This is a genomic window from Rheinheimera marina (assembly GCF_042654345.1).
In the GTDB taxonomy this organism is placed as follows: Bacteria; Pseudomonadota; Gammaproteobacteria; order Enterobacterales; family Alteromonadaceae; genus Pararheinheimera; species Pararheinheimera marina.
Genome location: NZ_JBHSGB010000003.1, coordinates 81,399 through 101,836 on the forward strand (window position 1 = coordinate 81,399; position 20,438 = coordinate 101,836).

General features: G+C 47.3%; 12 protein-coding genes, 1 tRNA gene and 1 pseudogene. 4 read left to right on the forward strand and 10 right to left on the reverse strand.

Annotated elements, in window-relative coordinates; genetic code table 11:
- The first annotated feature begins 1 nt into the window (after nucleotide 1).
- Nucleotides 2-1,366, forward strand: coding sequence for a class I SAM-dependent methyltransferase (locus tag ACFO3I_RS03360; RefSeq protein WP_377331747.1), 1,365 nt, complete (start codon nucleotides 2-4; stop codon nucleotides 1,364-1,366).
- A 544-nt stretch (nucleotides 1,367-1,910) separates the two neighbouring features.
- On the opposite strand, the gene ACFO3I_RS03365 is transcribed toward ACFO3I_RS03360, so the two are convergent.
- The 7 genes from ACFO3I_RS03365 to ACFO3I_RS03395 all read right to left on the reverse strand — a co-directional run bounded on the left by ACFO3I_RS03365 (nucleotide 1,911) and on the right by ACFO3I_RS03395 (nucleotide 12,429).
- Nucleotides 1,911-3,080, reverse strand: a complete 1,170-nt coding sequence (locus ACFO3I_RS03365; RefSeq protein ID WP_377331749.1) for a DGQHR domain-containing protein — start codon at nucleotides 3,078-3,080, stop codon at nucleotides 1,911-1,913.
- Nucleotide 3,081: 1 nt separating this feature from the next.
- Nucleotides 3,082-3,696 carry a hypothetical protein gene (locus ACFO3I_RS03370; protein WP_377331750.1) on the reverse strand — a complete coding sequence of 205 codons (615 nt, stop codon included), beginning with the start codon at nucleotides 3,694-3,696 and terminating at the stop codon, nucleotides 3,082-3,084.
- Nucleotides 3,697-3,773: 77 nt separating this feature from the next.
- A complete protein-coding gene (locus tag ACFO3I_RS03375) occupies nucleotides 3,774-4,118 on the reverse strand; it encodes a hypothetical protein (RefSeq protein WP_377331751.1) in 345 nt (114 codons plus the stop codon).
- A gap of 17 nt (nucleotides 4,119-4,135) precedes the next feature.
- Nucleotides 4,136-9,259, reverse strand: a complete 5,124-nt coding sequence (gene dptH, locus ACFO3I_RS03380; protein WP_377331753.1) for a DNA phosphorothioation-dependent restriction protein DptH — start codon at nucleotides 9,257-9,259, stop codon at nucleotides 4,136-4,138.
- Complete coding sequence (gene dptG, locus ACFO3I_RS03385; RefSeq protein WP_377331755.1) at nucleotides 9,240-10,544, reverse strand: DNA phosphorothioation-dependent restriction protein DptG; 1,305 nt, start codon at nucleotides 10,542-10,544, stop codon at nucleotides 9,240-9,242. Before dptG ends, dptH begins: the two co-directional genes overlap by 20 nt.
- Nucleotides 10,545-10,548: 4 nt before the next feature.
- Nucleotides 10,549-12,141 (reverse strand): DNA phosphorothioation-dependent restriction protein DptF, encoded by a 1,593-nt coding sequence (dptF, locus tag ACFO3I_RS03390; protein ID WP_377331757.1) that lies wholly within the window; start codon nucleotides 12,139-12,141, stop codon nucleotides 10,549-10,551.
- Nucleotides 12,142-12,352: 211 nt separating this feature from the next.
- Nucleotides 12,353-12,429, reverse strand: a tRNA-Arg gene (locus ACFO3I_RS03395).
- A 217-nt stretch (nucleotides 12,430-12,646) separates the two neighbouring features.
- Between ACFO3I_RS03395 and ACFO3I_RS03400 the strand changes: the two genes are divergently transcribed.
- Nucleotides 12,647-14,209, forward strand: a complete 1,563-nt coding sequence (locus ACFO3I_RS03400) for an L-lactate permease (RefSeq protein WP_377331758.1) — start codon at nucleotides 12,647-12,649, stop codon at nucleotides 14,207-14,209.
- A gap of 160 nt (nucleotides 14,210-14,369) precedes the next feature.
- Nucleotides 14,370-16,289 carry a methyl-accepting chemotaxis protein gene (locus ACFO3I_RS03405; protein WP_377331759.1) on the forward strand — a complete coding sequence of 640 codons (1,920 nt, stop codon included), beginning with the start codon at nucleotides 14,370-14,372 and terminating at the stop codon, nucleotides 16,287-16,289.
- Between the two features lie 49 nt (nucleotides 16,290-16,338).
- Here ACFO3I_RS03405 and ACFO3I_RS03410 read toward each other — a convergent pair whose 3' ends face one another.
- Nucleotides 16,339-18,339 (reverse strand): winged helix-turn-helix domain-containing protein, encoded by a 2,001-nt coding sequence (locus ACFO3I_RS03410; RefSeq protein WP_377331761.1) that lies wholly within the window; start codon nucleotides 18,337-18,339, stop codon nucleotides 16,339-16,341.
- A gap of 118 nt (nucleotides 18,340-18,457) precedes the next feature.
- Here ACFO3I_RS03410 and ACFO3I_RS03415 point away from each other — a divergent pair, with 118 nt between their 5' ends.
- Entirely contained in the window at nucleotides 18,458-19,273 is an 816-nt protein-coding gene (locus ACFO3I_RS03415; RefSeq protein ID WP_377331763.1) for a hypothetical protein, read from the forward strand.
- A 148-nt stretch (nucleotides 19,274-19,421) separates the two neighbouring features.
- Here ACFO3I_RS03415 and rnk read toward each other — a convergent pair whose 3' ends face one another.
- Together rnk and ACFO3I_RS03425 are read right to left on the reverse strand one after the other, a co-directional pair.
- Entirely contained in the window at nucleotides 19,422-19,835 is a 414-nt protein-coding gene (gene rnk / locus ACFO3I_RS03420) for a nucleoside diphosphate kinase regulator (protein WP_377331779.1), read from the reverse strand.
- Nucleotides 19,836-19,925: 90 nt separating this feature from the next.
- Nucleotides 19,926-20,324 (reverse strand): annotated as a pseudogene (locus ACFO3I_RS03425) (GreA/GreB family elongation factor); the annotation flags it as partial.
- Nucleotides 20,325-20,438: the final 114 nt, after the last annotated feature.

Consider the following 20,438-nt stretch of genomic DNA (forward strand, 5'->3'; position numbering starts at 1 on the left):
CGTGTCAGAGCAGCTCGTAAAAACAGATGGCATAGCACTCGATAAGGTTGTAACAACTGACAATCACACATCGGAACATCATGCATCTGCCTCCAAAGAGCTGATTATTATAAAAAGCGAGCCACAGAGCTCTAAACCATCATCAACAATTTTTGGTGCTGATATAACAGCTGTTGGTTCTTTCTTAACCGTTATTTTCTCACTAGCCGTAGCTTTCTCAACAATCAGGAAGTACTCAAAAGATTCCAAACACCAGACGCAGTTGCTGGAACGTGACAAGCATTTAGACAGAGTAGCGAAAGCTAAGGAAAAAATTGAAAAGTTCTATGGACCTTTGAACTCACTTCTGGAAGAGTCGAGAGTTATTTATTCTTACTTCGCATTAGAAGAAAAGGAAAAACTTAAAGCCGAAGGCAGTTACTTTAGAACGTTAAGATTTCTTACTGATAACCCTGATAATACACGACAAGGATTGGACAGATTTAAAAAGAGTGATCAAGAACTCTTTAAACATATATTAATCATTTCAGATAAGGTGATTAACCTTATCGAATCTCAAAGCGGTTATGTAGATAACCCAGCTTTGCATATTCTACTTGGAAAACTTGCTGCACATTATCGCGTAATTAAGACTGCGTCTGAAGGGAAACTACACGGACAAAGCGAAGATCTGGAAAGCATTGTATTCCCATTGGAAATCAATGGTGCAATTAATAGTGAAATATCAAAGCTTCTGAGATTAATTAAAAAAGTAGATGACAAACCTCTAAAGGTTGTCAAAAACAAAACCATCGCTTTCTATGATGAGAACGCAAGCAGTTATTTCGACTCGACTTTCTCAATAGATATGACAGAGATCTATAAAAAAGTGCGCGCTTACGTCCCAAACGGTGGCAGCGTACTAGATGCCGGTTGTGGCGTTGGAAGAGACACTCAATACTTTATTCGGCACGGTTTTAAAGTTTCGTCATTCGATGCTTCGGCAAGAATGGTTGAGCTGTGCAACCAATACCCTTTTGCATTTTGTGAACAAAAAAGTTTTGCAGACATAGATTACCCACCCACATTTGACCTTGTCTGGGCGTGTGCGTCACTTCTACACCTAAATGAATCTGAGTTTGAGAATGCAATTTCTCGATTAGTAAAAACATTGGGACCAGATGGTTACTTCTATTTTTCACTGAAGAAAAAAATAGATAACTCAAAGACAGCTGAACGAGATTTTTACACTTATGGTGATGATTATATACATGAGCTGCTTGCAACCAGATATAAATTAACTGAAGTTGAAATATGGGAGTCTGGTAGCGCATTGAGTGACAACGAAACTTTTAAAAACTACTTATACCAAAGGCCTAAAATCTGAGGATACTCAGTTGTATAAAGTCCTACTATGCTATGGGTAATATACTCAATGTTGTCAAATAGCTGACAAAGCAATATCTATATAGGTTTTAATAATTAAATCTCTGCCCTCAGTTCTCATAATATCTCCCATGCCTTTGAAATTGACCAGTAAACTCCCAGTCTGCGGTGAAAAAATACTACTTCTGGCAAGATGCCATTCAGGAGGCAGAGTAATGCTACCGAATATTATGTGGCAAAATAATGCCATGGCGGATAAGCTTAAAAAGCAGAAGGAGCTATATAGTACTAAACGGCATTACTCCCAACCTAGCAGTGCGTATCGCCCTTTTCAAATCAATTGAAGCTGGTTTTGTCTATGACAAAAGCCAGCAAGTGCAGTTAAACGGTACGTTAAAGCTAGATTAAGTCACCTGGCTGGGCATGCCCAGCTGGCGACGGAGTTACTTCCTAAGCAGCAACGTGATCCAGATTTTACTGATGAAGAGCTATGGGCGGCTTAGGCGGCTCACATAAGTGATGCATGTAGAATGTGACAGCCCTCGCTAAAATGAATCTTTTATTGCGTTAAATATCTTTCCTTCACTGACAGAGACAGCATCAAGCTCGCTAAAATAGTTATCGTCAATCTCAACTCTATCTAGCCACTTGTTGTAAAATTCGACCTTTACAGCTTGCTCTTCAATCTCTTCAGAAGATTTCATTTCGTTTACTAAAATGTACTTCAAAATCCTAAACAAAGCCTTCACACCAACTGTCTTATTCAAAACTGATTTTTTATTACTAACAAGCCAGGATTGAGGCCATTTTTTCAGCACAGATTTAAAAAATGCAATAATTGAAAGAATAATAAACTTGTCATCATCTTTTATGAAGAAGTCTCTATATACCTTACCATCCGCAATAGGATAAACCTCTAACTCGGCTTTTCTAAAACTTGAGAAGGATTTTTTCTCTTGCCTAATCAGAATGTCTCTATCTTTCATTGGATCTTTTGATATGAGCTTGAGTATCTCTTCAACGAGCATGGCTTGTGTTAGATTTTCCTCATTACCATTTTTAAAACCAAGCCTTTTCACTCTACCATAGAATGGACTGCTTTTATTTTGGTCTAGAGCAACAACTATTTCATGGGCAGTTTTTTGTGGGCTTCTGGTCTTAGTATATGATTCAAGATCGTAGACCAAGCTTTTGCCGACTTTAGTATGTTTTAGGTTCACGGTCGAAAAAATATTTGCTTGTTCTGAAAGATCTAAACCAATAAATATTGTAATAATAAATTCAAAATCAAACATCTCACCATTACGTTCAAATTGACAAACGTTTAGTAAAGGCTTACCCGTTTTAAGATCCATAAAACCGGCAATCCGATGCTGACCATCAAGTATCTTTGCAGGGCTTTCCGCTCCACCAACATCAATTCTCAGTACTAGATTCGACTCATCCCACTCAATAAAATCTTGATTTATATGTAAAATAACGCTACTGGGAAAGGTCGCATCATAATTTTTTACGTAGTCTTGAATCTCTTTTGCACGAGCTTCGCTCAATGGCCTTTGAATACCTAAATAAGTCTCTACTTCTCTCTCCTGCTGTAACTCTCGAACATCAGAATATGTGATTTTAACTAAGTCACTTGCCTTTATTTTTGCAACAAAAAACTCTCCGATTTGCTGACGAATCTTAATTGCATTAATTGAAATAGGTATATTCATCTTACTCTCCAAATACCTCAGTCACGTTTCGACTTAAGGTTTTTGCATTCTTTCTAGATAATGCAGCAGGGTCTGTGGGCGATCTTTCTTTCTGCAATATATATAACGAATATAAATAGAGCGACAAAGACATTATGTAACATAGTATTGACAACCATCCTTTGAAATCAATTTCGCTTCTAGACTCACCCTTAAACTCAATATTTTTTAAAAGATTCTCCAAGTACTCTTGCGGAATATTTTTCACGATAACACTATTCTGATAATTAGCTTCCCGACTCAGATACATTGAATCCTGTTTTTGATAAAAAAGCATGATTGATACGACTGTCACCATGACAGCAAACAACAATGACAAACCACCTAGTGATATATCATCTTTAAATCTACCACTTAGCTTTTTTGCTGCTATAAAAAGAAACGGCGCTAAAAGAGTTGATACGTAAGCGAAAATAGGTCCATCCAGAAATATGTTAGTAATGAAAAATTTAAAATCTACCCAATTTTCTTTAAATATGAAAAAAAGCCAGATTAAAAAAATTGGTGAAAGTGATGCCAAAGTCATCCAGAACCATTCTTCAGCTGCCTTTTTAAGGTTGCTTATTTTATCAGCCATAAAAGCCCTAATTCCCCAAGATAAATCGATATATTAAGTTCTTATTCATACCTTTTGCTGTTGTTCACCACAGCAATTTAAACAGTATTCATTTGTTTCTTAAATAAACAGGCCATCGCGCAAAGTGGTGCGGCTAAATCTAATTCACCTCTCACATAAGTGGCTTCAACCAGCGTTCTAACATCATCACCAAACCGCTCTGTAACACGCTTTACTCCGCGATTGTGCAGTTCTTTGCCCAAGCGTCCAAGCTGGCTAAAGTGCTTCATATACTCTTGAATTTCTGGCGAGTGCTCGGGTGTAGTGTCGTACCACTCACGCAATGTAACAATTTCTGCAGCACGCTTTGCCTCTGCAATTTCCCGTTTACGAGCCAAAACTTCTTCTGAATTACGGTCAATCATTATTTTTTCTTTAGCCACAATAATCCCTTACGTCCTTATTCATTATTGGCCAACCTGGCACCTAGCTGAGCCACTTTTAGATGCCTCGCCGACTGCACCAGCACTCCATTTGCATTAGCGTGCATGCCCACTGAAATACATTCACCTTTTTTCAGCTTTGATAATTCAGACAACCAGTACTTTTTGTCAGAACCCGGCAAGGCTTGCTCTAACAACTTGGCGTAGGTTTGCACTTCTGTCATGGCTGGTGCGAAAAACAGTTTGTGCGAAGCTTGGAATAACCGGTCTTGCTCGTCTTTACCTAGGTTACTCATAGTTTGGGTAGCCAAAATAAGCGAGATACCGTATTTGCGGCCCTCGGTCAGCATTTTGCCAAGAGGGCTTTCCAAGCGATGATCCAGGTTTTGTACTTCGTCCAGCACTATTGGCAAGGGCGAGTTTTTATCGCCATGCAGGCAGGCATAGGAATACAGGTCCCACAAAATAAACTCGACCGCCGCCAGCCATACATCGCGTGATAAACGCGCCATTTGAATAAGCCGGCATACCGAGTCTTTGGATTGGTAAATATCATTCCAGCCTTCAGTATTATCAAAGGCAAAGATATTGGCTTTGACCAATGGCAATAGCTTATTGGCTACCTTAATACCGGTTTGGTCGTAATCCTCCAAGGCTTGCAACATATGCTCAAAGCTATACTGCTCGCCGTAGGTTTCCAGCCCCTCTTCAATAACCCGGATTAAGGTTGGCAACTGCTGATCACCGATGCTGGAATACACCGATTTAAATACCGATGCTACCCGCGTTGCCACGTCGTAAGCCTTATCGGTCAGCTCTGTACCCGCTACGATGTTCTTCTGTTTTTTAAATGGGTTTAGTTTTAATGGTTTATCGGCAATTAAATCGGTTCTGGGTTTTACACTGCCAATAAATTCCGCCTCTAAATGCTCCGGCAAGAAGCCATTGGTGTAGTCAACCACCATAGAGTTAATGGAATGCTTCGCCAGCTCCATCAGCAAACCCTGAATACAGTAGGTTTTACCCTGGCCTGAGTTACCAAAGATTATCAGATGCCTGTTAGCCAGATCTTTATGGCCATACTCCCAGTAAATGGCCTCTTGTGATTTTGGCGAGTGGCCAATTAACACCCGGCAATTTTCTAGCTTATCCGCCACAGGCACGTAGTTAGGCTCTGTTTGAGCAACTTGGCTGCTTAGCGCTGGCTCTGGCAGATGATTGTCCGGAAAGGCGATAACGTTGTCGGATTCGACGGTTACCGGTGACTTCTCGTCTTCATACTCTTCAACTTCAACAGCTTCTGCAGTCCACTCTATGGCAACCGGCGTGGTTTCGCCTTGCAGGATGTAATTGCCATCAATAAAACCCAGCGCTTTGCAGTTGCAGTCGGCTAGTAAGGTTTGCATTGGCGTGCTAACAAACTTCGCTTGATAGCCACTGGGCAGTTTGATCTGCAAAATGTTCTGGTCCAGCTCGTATTGCTCGTTGCAGTAATCTCCCTCGATAAAGGCCAGCACAAAACCTTGTGGGTAGCCTGCGATATCAGCAAGGTTATAGTCGCCCTGTAACCACCATTCACGCTCGGCTTTTAGCGGGGTAAAATACTGTTCTGCATATACGCGGTACAGCTCATATTTATCTATCTGCATAAAAATTTGCCGGATAAATAAACCACGGTATAAATGACCGGCTAAGTCTGGCCGGCCAAATAGCTGCTCGACTAAGTAACGTTTTAACTCTTTGGCCTGGCGTACACCTTTGTCATGCTTTTGCTTTTTACCAACTTTGACTTCCAGCGGCAGCAAATACATTTGCTGCTGTTTAAAACCGACAAACAGCACATCGTCCGAAATGGCGCCCTGGCGCACGCCCTGTGAATAACGACTAAAGTCAGCGTCGCTCATTTTCAGGCCAATATTACCGGCCACGCGCAGCATTTCTGCCACGCTTAGCGGTACCCAAGTAATATCGCTGTGGAACAACAGGCAGTTAATGTACTTATAAGCGGCGATAATACTCTTTTTCTCCCGCCGCTCATTGTCGGGCAGAGTAAGCATTTTCAGCAGCCATTCGCCGTTAAAGGCATTGAACTCGTCTATCAGGCCCTGATTACCTTGCGCCAGAATTTGATCATAAAAATCACGCCGCTTTGTAACGGTAATGGCATCGTAGTTAGCGGAGTTGGTATAGTTATCTGAGTAATGAATTAACACCACATCTTTTTGGCTTTTAAAAAACTTCAGCGTGACTTTAGGATCGATAATGGTGGTCCAGATACTGTCCTCATACACCGCTTCCAGCAATTGCTGCAGCTGGTTTGACACTTTAAGCGCCAGGCTGCTGGTTTCGCTGTACTTCTCCCCCAGCCAGGCTGCTTTACACAGGGCGCTGTACTTTTGCATGACCTGCAGCTGCGGCGCGTCGTCCAGGCTAATTTTTTCAAGGCCGGCAGTGGTAAAGTAATCGTGTTGTTCGCTGTAAGATGTCTCACCTGCCAGTAAGCCATGGCAGGCGATACCACTTTTCTCGGCCATAATATCAACCGGAGATTTCATCACCGGGGTGTTGTTTCTAACAAAACTTAAATGCGCATAGTTAAAGCTATCGCCAACTTGTGGTAAGCGGAATTTGCTGTAGGTAATACGCCTGCGCAGCATATCAATAGCGCTATCGGCATCGTCTTTGTCAGCTGTTAGCTCACATAGCCGTTTTACTTCGTCTAAGGTTTCCGCATCGGCCACCTGATCAAAGTAAGTATGCTGCAACTGCTCATCATACAAGTTGATATGGATACGGCTTGTTTGCTCCGGTTTGCGTTTTTTGAAAAACTCTACCAGCCCCAATAACACTTCTTTGTTATGGCCGTTATTAATCGAGTTGATCAATAAAGTATCTTTCTCGCCACTGGCAAACAGGGTTGAGAACGCTTCAACAAATTCTTTTGTTTTGTCACGAACCAAGCGCTGAATATAATCCAGCTGTGTTTGGCGGGACGGTACCACCTGCAGCCACATTGGGTTTTCTTTCACGACCTGGCTGTAGCTAAAGTCATGGTAGTTATGCCAGTTAAATGGCAATAAACCTTCGGCATTCAGCCGCCGCACTGTTGGTAGTGGCAGTGTTTTGTAGGATTTAGTGTCATCGGCCTGCAGCGCATCGGTTAGCGAGGCGAAATAAGCCAGGTTTAACGGGTGGTAAGGCGTTAAATATTCTTCGTCTTCAGTATTGGCAAAGCCAAGATTAACCAGTAATTGCTCTTCGGCACTTAACAACCGTGTGGTTTGAATTTGCTGTAACGCCGTAATGTAATTATTTACCAACCGCTTAATAATAGCCGCAATGACCTCTCCCCAAGCAGACAGGCTTAACAAACTGCGCCTGCTGTTTAAATAAGTAAATAATTCGGTGTAGTCGGCAAATAAATCCGGATATGGCTTAGCTAAATCGTTTAGATAAATAGCTGCGCGCCCTGCAACGGCATCAGACAGTAATTGTTGCTGCAACAAAGTGGCTTCAGAAATCAGAAATTTACGATGCTCTGTGCGCGGTTTTAGCTCTTTGCCATCCAGCGCTACCTTGCCGTTTATCGGATTAAACACACCGTAAAAGTCATCGTTAAATAAGCGCGTGTGCAGATCTTTGTCTAACAGCAATGGCAAGGATAGGGAGTCTGATGATACGGCACCTTCAACATCAAACTGTAAAACATGCTCAGCACTGCGAATTTTAAAGTTTAAGCGGTCAGTCGCATTAACCAGCGTTTCGTAATCTACTGCGCCCGTTGTATTTACATCAAACTCCTGGCCATTTTCTGTCATTGTTACCGCAGGGCCACTTTCAGCCAGCTGCATAGCTGTACTATCGGTTTGCAGGACAATTTTACTCTTAGCTGGCACCAATACAAAGTTAGTGGCAAAACCCGGCACATAAAAAGCGTTTGCAGGTAACAATAGTACGCGATAACGGTAATTTTCCTGCGGTTTACTGCGCTTTAGCTCAAGACTAAAAAAGGTTGGGCTGCCGCTAAAGCTGCCGGAGACTTCAATGACATTGCGCTTATTTGAGCGCTTATTGACCGTCACAGAGATGTTTTTATCTTGCGGCCTAAGCTTGACCTGGTCGTCTTTGATTTGACCATTAATAAAACTTAAATTCAGTTTGAATTGCGGCTCAGCGTCAGGAATTTCAATAATAAAGTAGCGCTCTCTGGCACCTGCGCCGCTATCAGCTTTTGAACCGGGGTAAACTTTGTGGCCGAAATCGACGCTTTCGCTTTCTAATTCCAGCAGGTTTTCTCTGTTTTTCTGCTGTTCCGTTTTACATTCGCCATAATCCAGCGTGCTGCGCCAGCTTGCCAGATCACCATCCGGGAAATGTTGTTTTATAAACTTTTCGCTGAAATCCAGCTCTTTCAACTTTTCATGTAGCTCGGACGGATACTGCTCTACCAGGTGTTCAATTTGGTCTTTAAGCTTTTTATTCTCTGCCAGACGTTTGTCGATAGCAGCAGCGTTATCCCAACCGCCAATTGCCGGGTCGTCCAGCAAGTTAAGCTCTTTAAATTCGATATGACCATCTTGCACAGCATTGTAAAGGTCACGAAAACCAAACATGGTCGCGCCGTCGGCCAGGATTGCATTGAACTGGTGATCCAGCAGCGCTTCTGAAATCGTCCGGCTTGCTGCATGCGGATCAATCATATCTTTCAGCGCATCACGGATGACTGCAGGGTTCCAAACATCATGCTCGGCCAGACACAAATTGCGCGACGAGTTATTTAGCGTATCCAAAGACGAGTTATGGATAATCAGCAAAATGCTGTTTTTTAACGGCCCCTGTGACGCAGAAACCAAGTCTCGCAGAGTTGAAATATAGCTATCGGTAAAACCAACTCCACGCTCGGCATGTAATACCGGAATAACTTGATAACTACCAATCTGTAAGTAAGGCAAGTATCTGGTTTTTTGCTCAATGACAACCGCAAACTCTGCCAGCGCCTGCCTGATAAAGGCCTCATATAGCAATAAGCTATTTGCATCATCCGGGGAGCGAAAATGAATACGTTCACCAATACGCAGATTTTGCGCTGCCCAGTTACAAAAGCGCGCTACCAGAAAATCTTCATATTGTAGCTTTGACATACACTGCATCCCCGCTATCACTTAAGCGTTCAACATTACCCAATCGCTCATAAAACTCGACCAAGGCTGTTTGGCTTTCCCGGTCGAAAAATACACCACGCTTTTGAAATTCAATAATTAACTCGTGTAAGCGCAATTTACTTTGTTCGCCAATCGCCAAGTTGGTGAGTAATAATAAGTATTCCTGATCAATTACAAAGACCTTACCTGCACTGCCCCGGGTGCGGGTAAAGTTGCTGCATAACGCTGACTTAGTGAAATTGATAAATTTATTACCGGCTGCAGAGCGTGTCTCGCCCTTATCAAACTGCCGTTTTGATAAATCGAGTAATGCTATTAAGGCTTGATCTAATGTTGTGATATTTGCAGGATCAAAATTAAGCTCTCTGTCTGCGGCAAAGGCAACCGCATACTCTACCAATCTGCTTAGCGCATCATCGGTTAGCTGCGGGTATAAGGCCCACAGCGGAATTATACCCAGTTCTTTGTCTTGCAAAGACTCGTTCATTGCCAGCACCGGAAATAAAGACTCTATGCCTTTTTCAACCTGCTTACAGCCACGCTCGCGCAGCATGCTGCGCTCTTTGCTGGCTTTTTCATTATCCAATATAAAATAACAATTTTTCAGCTTTTGCGGCTCACCATCCTTCCAGCTGTTTATCGATAATGCCATCTGGCAGGTGTAAATAAAGACGTAGAACCGCAAAAAGTGCGTAAGGTGTGCCAGAAAGTAATGCTGTTTGCTAAGCAAGTAGTGTAAATCCGCACTAAAAACCTCTGCCAGTGGCGGCAGGTAAGGTAATAACGCCGGTCCCTTAACCGCAGATTTTTCTGGCTTAAATTCGGCTTGAAAAGCAGTGCGAATTTCCTTTTCAATAAAGTTCAGCCTCACGTCAGCTGAAGCGCTAAGCTGCAGATCACCCAGCATGGTCATTAACACATTGGCAATACGATTGGCTGGCGCAGGGTTGGCGTCATCGGCCCAACTGCCGCTAAAAATTTGCATTTCCGGAGCAATATTTTTAATGCTGCGCTTAGAGAAATAAATGCTCTCAACCACATCCCACATTGCCGGGTCACTTAGTTTATGTAGAAAGTGCGCTTTACAGCGTTGTTGAAACTGCGCAAGTTTCTTGTCGTTGGCAGAAATCGAAAATAAATCGCCGACAAAGAAGCGGTTTACAATTTCCCAATCGAACTCGTTGCTTCTATCGCTGCGGGCAGAGATCGGAAAATAGGTTGCGGCACTATTGATTTGAGGCGTTAAATTATCACTTAACGGCATCTTGTTATAACTCCTCAGCTTCAATGTAGTCATCATCCAGGCTGAATTTGTACTGTGCAGACTCTGAACTTATTAGCAATTCGCTTGATTCGCGGGCGATAAGGGCAATTTTGCTGGCGACTTCATTAAGCAGAATAACTGCACTACGGTCATTCTTACTCGGCCGGTATCCGGCATTAATCCGTTCTAACAGCTCAAATAAGTTAATGTTGATCTCTATAGCTAACACCTCATCCCCAACTTTAAGCTGAGCCACAAAAGCATGTTGCTTAACTACTGAATTAGCTTTAATTGCCACTATTTCAGGTTTTAAATCAAGCTGTGCCGCTATTTTGTATGTATCAAGTTGTGCTACCAAAAACTGTTTATTAGAAAGCTGTGGAGCATTACGGTTAATATAGAGGCGCAGCGCAGATATTAGCTGCTTGTTATAAAAGACTTTTAGTTTTTCCCGACATGCTGGCGTGTCTTCATAAAACACATGCAAACGATAAACATCGAGATAGTCTTTTAGCAGGCGCTGCGCAAAATCATGCTGAAACTGCTGAGGGAAATTAGCCGCTAATTCGCTATTTTTCAGGATGTAAAACAACCTGATATATGACTTTGGATTCGAAAGGTGGGGAAGACCATATTTTTCTGTGACTTCAGTACAAAACGCATCAAATTGCTCATTTTCCAGTTTAAGATCTGCTGCCATTAAAAAGCGGTCTATCGCTTTTGTACGAAGCAATGCAGGGTCAAACTCCACCAACTTATCGGCTAGCTCATTATCACCACCGCTAAACAGGTTATCGAACAAATAGCCCGCACCAGTAAGGAGTTGATAGACAAAATCTAACAGCCCTCTGGCGGTAAGAAATTGATCTCGTACCAAGCGCGCTTTAAACAGCAACTCAACGATAACGTCCTGTACCTCAGCTAAGCACAGTAGGCGATAATTTATAACCAGACGTAGGCTGTCAGCATCCAGCTGATTGGCGCTCTCTTGCTGAAAAGTTTTGAACAACAACGAGTTGGCTGATGTTATACGGGCCAATATCTTGCGGGCAAAATCGGCCTGGATTCCGTTTGGGGTGATTTGGAATTTCGGATAATCTTCAAAGTTGACGAAGGTAAAACCCGCCATTTGTGTCTTATTGTGCTGATACGCTTTTATCGCAGATTTGAAAAGCGTATTTCGCCCTTCTTGCTCGTAGTTACCGAGCATGCCGACATTAATGCCGACAACTAGAGAAAACTCACCTTGCTCAAATTCGTCAAACAGCTTATCCAGGGTTTGCACTGCATTTTCGTGCGGGTCAAAACTGTGGGTAGCATCAAAGTGAAAACGAACATGCTCACACGCTTTCTTTTTAGATTGGACCAGTAATTCAGACTTACCATCACCACTACTGCCACGTAAGAAAAAAACCTGCCTAGGTGCTGAGTTTAATAAAGTAATGACTTCGTCGACTTTATGCTCAATCGGCATGGTGACGTACAAGTCCATCTTGATTTGATCAAGCGGGTTGTGCGGCTCAGTATATTTATTCTCAGTCGAAACTGCATAAGGTGAGGATTTGGAAAGGACTCCAAGAACTTCTCTAAGCCGCATATAGTGAACTACCTTATTGATTTAAGCGGCTTTGTTACCGCTCCCTGGTAAACAATATGGATTTGAGATTACCATAAAAGGTACTGAGGGCAAGGGTCAAAATTTAGCTGAAAGTGCAGACTCGAAAAATATGAAAAGTCACAATATGGTCACCGTTTGGTCACAGGGCATAAAAAAACCACTTGAGTTGCCTCTAAGTGGTTAATTTAATTGGCGCACCCATCAGGATTCGAACCTGAGACCTCTGCCTCCGGAGGGCAGCGCTCTATCCAGCTGAGCTATGGGTGCGCGACGCTGGGCATTTTATGGAGCTTTGTTATTAATGTCCAGCCAGCTGATTAGTTTAATAGCGCCGCCTGAGTGTGATGGCACAAAAAACCAGCAACACGGCAACAGTAGCTTCAGTTGACCGGGCGCAAAACAGCGCACAAAAAATACACAAAACCCTTTTCTGTGGTCGCCCATGCCGTTAACGTAATGAAAAGCCCCGGGAAAAGGATTTTCTATGTCTGCACTCTATTTACTCACTGCTCTGTTTCCTGTGCTAAGCATTTTGTTTCTGCTGGCGGTGCTGCAACTTTCAGCCCGCCTCGCTATGGCTATTGGTTTAGCAGGAACCGCGCTGCTGGCTGCGTTGGTCTGGCGGGTTCAGTGGTTGCAGCTGGCTGCGGCGGTGCTGGAAGGCTGGGTGATTGCCTGCTCTGTGTTGTGGATTGTGTTTGGCGCCATGCTGCTGTTGCACCAGCTGCAGCAGCAAGGCCGCTTTGACCTGATCCGGCAGAGTTTTTGCCAGCTCACAGCCGATCCCCGGCAACAGCTGTTGCTGGTGGGCTTTCTGTTGGTGGCCTTTCTGGAAGGTGTGGCTGGTTTTGGCACTCCTGCCGCCATTGCCGCGCCCTTACTGGTCAGCCTGGGTTTTCAGCCGCTGGCGGCAGTCACGCTCGCGCTGATTGCCGATTCTGTGCCTGTGTCATTTGGTGCCATCGGCACCCCGGTGCTGGTGGGTATTGCGCAGGGCATAGACACACCTCTGGCGGTGCAGGACATTGCAGTACAGGCCGCCAGCATTGATCTGTTGGCAGCGCCTTGGATCCCTGTCTATATGCTGGCGCTGTATTGCCGGTTTTTCAGTGCCGAAAAAAGTTGGCGTTATTTCTGGCCTGCGCTGCCCTGGGCTTTGTGTTGTGGAGTGATTTATGCGCTCAGTGCCTGGCTGGCCGCCCGCTGGCTCGGGCCTGAGTTTCCTACAGTGCTGGCCGCCCTCAGCACTATGGTGCTGCTGGCTGTGATATTGAAGTTACGCCAGCAGCGTCACACCACAGCGAACGTCTCAATGAACGGCGCAGTAAACAGCACTGCACGGCAACTCATAGCTGCCTGGCTGCCTTATCTGTGTCTGATCAGCCTGTTGGTCCTGAGCCGGTTACCCGAGCTGCCAGTGAAAAACTGGCTGCAAAGTTACCAGTGGCAGTTTGATGCGCTGCTTGGCAGCGCCATTTCCACCAGCCTGCAGCCTTTGTATTTACCCGGCACTTTGTTTGTCCTGACTGTGCTGCTGTTTTTGCCGAAAAACCGCAGTGCGGCCCCGCAGTTACTGGCTTTATGCCGGCAAAGCCTGCAAAAAATTGGCCCGGCCGCCCTGACACTGGCCAGCGCCGTCCCTATGGTGCGGGTATTTATTCATTCAGATTTAAATCAGTCTGGTTTACCGGCCATGCCAGTTTATCTGGCGGACTGGGCCGCCGGTCATTTGCAGCAGCTGTGGCTGTGGTGCGCCCCGGTGTTGGGCGCTTTAGGGTCTTTTATTGCAGGCTCCGCCACTTTTTCCAACCTGATGTTTGCCCAGCTGCAGCTTGAAGTGGCCGCTCAGGCCGGGGTCGCTCCTCAATTGGTATTAGCGCTGCAAATGCTTGGCGCCAATGCCGGCAATATGATTTGTGTGGTGAATATTGTGGCGGCCTGCGCCGTGGTGAAACTGCAGCAGCAGGAAGGCAAAATACTGCGCTACACCCTGCTGCCTATGCTGCTTTACCTGCTGCTGGTCGGTACAGCCAGCCACTGGTTTTAACGCCAAATCTAAGGACTGGCAGCGACGGCAGGAAGAATCGTCTAATGCTTCATAGACTTAACTTAACAATTGCATTATCATTTTTTTCAGAATAATAACGCCCCTTACTCTTAGATTTACCAACCATAATTACACCACGTTTTAGGCTGGAGCCCCCCTAATGAGTATCCAACATAAGTTTATGAGCATAATCGCCGGGTTTATCCTGGTGATTACAGTGCTTTGTCTGGTCCTGGTCGCAAGCCTGCGACAGCAAGAAATCCGTGAAGAATTAGACCAGCAAATCGCTCAGCAAAGCCGCGAAGTGTTAACGGCGCTGCAATTGACTGACTCTCAGTTAACAGCCAGGGTGCAAAGCAGCATTAAACTGTTGCTGCACCGGATTAAACAGCAAGGTGCAGTCAGCTCAGGCAGCAACACCCAGGTAGGGCAGGAGTCTGTGCCTGATTTACTGATAGGCAATCAGCCACAGGCCAATCAATTTCAGTTAGTGGATGATCTGACTGACATTATGGACGGCACCGCTACCCTGTTCAGCCGCACTGGCGACCGCTTTATCCGGGTTTCCACCAATGTGCAGACAGAAAATGGCCGGGCCACTGGCACTGAACTGGCACCAGCCGGGGCCGCTGCCAAAGCCATTTTGCAGCAACAGCCTTTTTATGGTGCGGTGGACATTCTGGGCCACCCTTATGTCACCGCCTATGAACCACTGAACGACCCCTCTGGTAACACCATTGGTATTGCTTATGTCGGTTACAAAGCCGATTTAGACCAGTTAAATAAATTGATCAGCAGCAGTCGTATTCTCAGCCGCGGTTTTATTGCGTTGCAGGACGCCAAAGGCCAGCTCAGAACTCATTCCGATCACTACAAGAATGCAGAAATTGAAGCCATTCTGAAGCAACCGGAAGACTGGCACCTGGTGCAGCAAAACTTTGCCCCCTGGGGCTATAAAGTCACCCTGGCCTACCCGGATGAAGAACTGAATGCGTTAATCCGTTACAGCGTGTTAAGTATTGGCGCCGTGATCCTGCTAATTACAGCAGTGCTGCTGCTGACTATCTACTGGCTGTTAAAGCAAGTGGTGGTCAGCCGGGTGCAGGCGACTATTCAGGCGCTGACGGCCATTACCCAGGGTGAAGGCGATTTAACCCGCCGTTTCTCCACCTACAGCGCTGACGAATTTGGTGCTATGGCGAAAAGCTTTGACACCCTGCTGGACCAGCTGCATCAGATGGTTGAACAACTGGGTGGCCAATCCAACCAAATGGCTGCTTCCGCCTTGCAACTGACGACTATATCCACCCATTCCGAACAGGAAATGGCACAGTTGCATCAACAAATTGCCGACACCTCCTCTACCACGGGCCAGCTGTATGATTTGTCCGCCCAGGTCAGTGCGAATACCGATCAGGCCAGACAAAGCAGTCTGCAGGTGTCACAGGTGATGGCGCAGTCCCGTCAGTCACTGCGGCAGCTGGAGCAAAGCACTCAGCAACAATACCAGGACATGGAGCAGACCGAACAGGCCATTTCTCAACTGGTTAATGCCAGCAATCAAATTGGCTCTGTGTTGGATGTGATCAGTAATATTGCCGAACAAACCAACCTGCTGGCGCTGAATGCCGCTATTGAAGCGGCACGGGCTGGCGATCAGGGCCGCGGCTTCAGCGTGGTGGCTGACGAGGTGCGTTCTTTAGCGGCCCGCACTCAGTCTTCCACCGTTGAAATCAAAGGCATGATTGAGCAGTTACAACAAGGTGTCCATCAGGTCCACTCGCTGAATAACCATTACCAGCAAGGCCTGCAAGCCAGTACTGAGCAATTAAATAATGCCTGCTCTGCGCTTGGCCAGGCCATGCAGTCGGCGGAAGAAATTGCCACGCTCAATACCGGTATCAGTGAACTGGCGTCGCAGCAAAATGGCATTGCCAGCACTGTGGAGCGGCAAGCCGAACAAATGCTGCACCTGGTGCAAAACCACAAACAAAATGTCAGCAGCACCCAACAAGCCAGCCATGCAGTCAGCCAGCTGGCTGCAGAGCTGAAGGCCATTCTGGGCCGTTACCGCATTTAAACTGTGGTGCGAAACATCAAAAAAGCCGGGGCAACCCGGCTTTTTTTGTTTATTCAACGGGCTGCAGTTTTAACGACCAGATCTGCCGTTGTTGGTGGCTGTTACGGGCACACACCAGCCCCTGCTCTGCCAGCAACCGGCATTGCCGCCCTTCAGTGGTCAGCCGTTGTGGCTCACCTTGCCCCAAGGGCTGCAACCACCAGCTTCCGTTGTACTGCGCCAACAGCTGCTGGCCCTGCAACTGCCAGTTCTGCCAGCCGTGCACCGGAAAATCCTCCAGCACCAGCCCGGCGCTCTGACCGGGCCGCCAGCGGAATAAACCTGGCTTAGAGAACGCTGTGTAGTAATAAAACCCCTGCTGGTCAGGCCCCTGAACGCTGTAGCCTTCAGCGGGTGGCAGCAGTTCTGGCCCGGCAGCGCCGGGTTCAAGGCGGAACAAACGCCAGATCCCTTGTTGCAGCGCACTGAACAACACGGCACCATCTGTTGCAAATGCAGCGTAATGCACCACAGAGCTATCTTTAACCAGCTGCTGCCAGCTTTGCTGCTGCCAAAGAAACAAGGTGTCATTGGCCGCCAGCAGCAGAGCCTTGCCATCCGGCGACCAGCTCAGTGCCGAGACAAATTGCAAAGGCTCCGGCACAGGCAATGGCTCTGCCGCCATGCCTTGTTTCTGGCGAAACAGCTGAGTGCCTTGACTGTTCGCCGCGACGAAAGCCAGAGTCCCGTCGGGACTGACGGCCGGGCTGCTGAACCTGCCTGCGCTTTGCGGGTACAACGCCAGCTGTTGGCCGCTAAAACTGTGGCTTTCAATCTGGCTCAGGTAATCAAAACGTTCTGCCAGCAGCTTGCCTGACTCCAGCAGACCAAACCTCGACCAGCCAGCTTCCTGCTTTAGCAACTGCAAATGGCCATCAGTCAGGCTCAGCAGGTACACCGCCTGTGCAGTGGTCAGCAGCAGCTGCTCCGGCTGCAGCCAGAGCACTGAAGTCGGCATTAATGCCAAAGGTAGTTGCTGCAGCACGCGACCTTCTGCATCCAGCCGCTTTAACAGCACTTGTTGACCATCCTGGTATTCCAGCAGCACCAGCTGATCTTCTGCTGCCGACAAGGCAAACAGGTAATGACCCGAGCCATTGCCTGCCGCCAGCGGTTGCGTCAACTGCCGGCGCTGGCCACTGGCCAGGTGCAAGGCATGTAATGCATAAGGAGCCGAAATGTCAGGCCGTTCATTAAAATACAGCCAGCCTGATGAGGCGGCGTACGCCAGTTGGTTAGCCGATGCCTGTGGGCAGGGGCTGAGCGGCTGGCTTTGGCCTGTGTTCAAGTCCAGCCAGACCAGCTCGCACTGGCGCTGCTCGGCATTCGACCAGCGCACGGCCACGGCGGTATCTTCATCGATCAGCGCAAAATCCAGATACAGAAACGAGTCGGCAGTAACGGCTTTAGCCACTGTTCCCTGTTGCAGCCAGAGTTGCAGCGGTTCCTGTGGTTCTGCCCTGTGTAAAAACCACAACTTTTGCGGCCCTTGTGCCAGCGCTTTGTAGCTTTCACCAGCCAGCCGGGTCAGCGGCTCCGCATCGCTCAGCTGATACTGTGGTGGCTTGGCCGGCCATAGCAGTATCAGCGCCAACAGCAGAGCCAAACCAGGCAGCACAGCCCCCCATAGCCCCCAACGAACTCTGGACCGCTGCTGCGACGGCTTCGGTGCCGGCAATTCAGCTTCCGGTGACATGCTGTCAGTCAGCGGCGTCACGCCGGTCATCTGATAGCCCAGCTTACTGACAGTGCGCAAATACACTGGTTGTTTTGGCTCGGGCTCCAGCAGTTTGCGTAGCTCAGCCACAGCGCGGTTTACCGCCGCATCACTGACAATACGGCCTTGCCAGACCTGGTCTATCAGTTCCTGCCGGCTGATGGCCCGGTCGGGCTGCTGGCAGAAATACAGCAGCAAGGCATAGATTTTGGGTTCGCAGTGCAACCACTGTCCGTCTTTTTCCAGTTGTGCGCTGCGCTGACAGAGCCGGACAGCGCCTATCTGATAGTCCATTGCAAACCCATGATTTTATTTGAAATTACTATTTCATTATTAAAAGATTGTTGCTTGATTGTCGACGCTTTGCAACCGCAGTTTTAGTCTGAATCCAAGCGTTAACAGGAGTAAGTCTATGCAAGGTTTTGGGGTTCAACAGGGGTTGTGGGCCGTGTCGGCATTGCTGCTGGCAGCCTGTGGTGGTGGCGGCAGCAGTCAGGCCGTTGTGCCGGGTGAAGAACCTGGCACCGGGGTTATCTCCCCTCCGGCAGCCAACCTGCAGGTGCCGGACAGGCGACAGGCCAGGCCAATCCGGGTACTGCTGATTGGCAACAGCCACGCATCCGGTGTTGCGCCTCAGTTAAGTCGTTTACTGCAGTTGGGGTTGCCAGCAAACGACAACGAACTGAGTTTTATCGGCTTTGTGTTTCTGGACAGTGCCGCAGCCAGTAGCAGCGCCCTGCAGCAAATTCAGCAAGGTGGCTGGACTCATCTGATCCTGCAGGGCCAAAAGTATTCACAATCCGGCATTGTCGACTACCCCACCAGCGAAACCGAGTTTTTGCTGGATAAGGGCAAAGCGGCCGGTAGCCAGACCATTCTGTTTCCCGAACATCCACAGTATGGCGACAGCGCAGAAGGCCAGCGGGTCTACCAGTTGCATCTGGGTATAGCCCGGCAGCAATCAAGCTGTGTCGCCCCGGTAGGCCCGGTCTGGGATCTGGCCCTGCTTCAGCCCGGTGTGCCGCGACTGCACAGCAATGACGGCAATCATGCCAATGCGTTGGGTTCGTTACTTAGCGCTTATGTGTTGTATCAGGTGATCACAGGACAAAGTGCCGAACTGCTGCCAGAACAGAGCAGCTTGCCCGGCTCAACTGCAGAGCAGGCAAAGCTGCAACAGATCACAGCTCAGTTACTGAGTAGCAAACAAAGTTGCCCTTTTGAATAAGGGGAGGCTCAGCCCATCTTTAACCAGCACCTCCCCATGACGTCGTCCTGATTAAAACGCTGTCCTGCCTGGTCTGCTTATACTCAGACGTGATAACAATGAATTTGTGGGCGGTAACACCAGTCAGCGGTACCGACTGGTGTTTTTGTTATCTGTGCAGATGGCCAGAGCGCTCCGGCTGGTAGAGTACTTGGACTACCTGGATCTGCTGTATATCCCCATCTGGCATAGGCCAGTGGATCCGATCGCCTTCCTTTAGCCCCAACACAGCGGATCCTACAGGAGCCAGTACAGATACCTTCTGACCCGAAGCATCCAGGTCCTTTGGATACACCAGCGTCAGGCAAGGCTCTTCACCACTTTTTAATAACCTCAGCCGGATAGTGGAGTTCATAGTCACCACATTGTCAGGTACAGCAGCAGGCTCTAACACTGTGGCTCTGTTTAACTCAGGTTCAAGGGCCAGCCGGCTGGGATCTGAGGCTGACAAGCTCCGGAGTAATAGTTCTAAACGGTCCAGATCCAAACTGGACAAGGTTAATTCAGGCAACATTGGATTCATCATTTTCTCCTGCACTGGGGTAAAGGTAAAAGCAGGCGGATGTTTCACCGCCATCAAATCACATAGCAAAAATCGCATAGAGCGGCGAAGCAGCCGCAGCTGAGCGACCTCGCCGACATTTTTACCCAGCAACACTGCGCCTAAGGGAGACAACACGGAAATAAAGCCGCGAACCGGATCGGCCTGTTGTGGGTACACTAATGTCAGCCAAGCTTCGGTCTGATCGGATAAATTCAGTACACGCGCAGAACAACCCGGCAACATACCGCTTTCAGTTAACGATGTGCGTTTTTTGTGCTGATGCAATTCCAGCTGCTGCAACAGCTGCTGCAATTGCCATGGGGGCAAAGGTTGGATCGCTGAGGCCGCCAGCCAAAACATAGCTGACGCATCGGTAGAACCCGATTTTTTCTTAATAAACATACGTTTTCCATAAGTGTGGCTCAAATGAACAAGGGGAGTGAGCGCATAAGGCTCAGCCGGTTCCATTCAGATGGAACCGGCTCAGAAATGGAAGACGGTAGAAAACGCAGCGTGATAAGACGGCGATTTTATTGCTGGCTTAAACAAAAACAACCTCCGTCTCTGGGCTATGGAAAAATG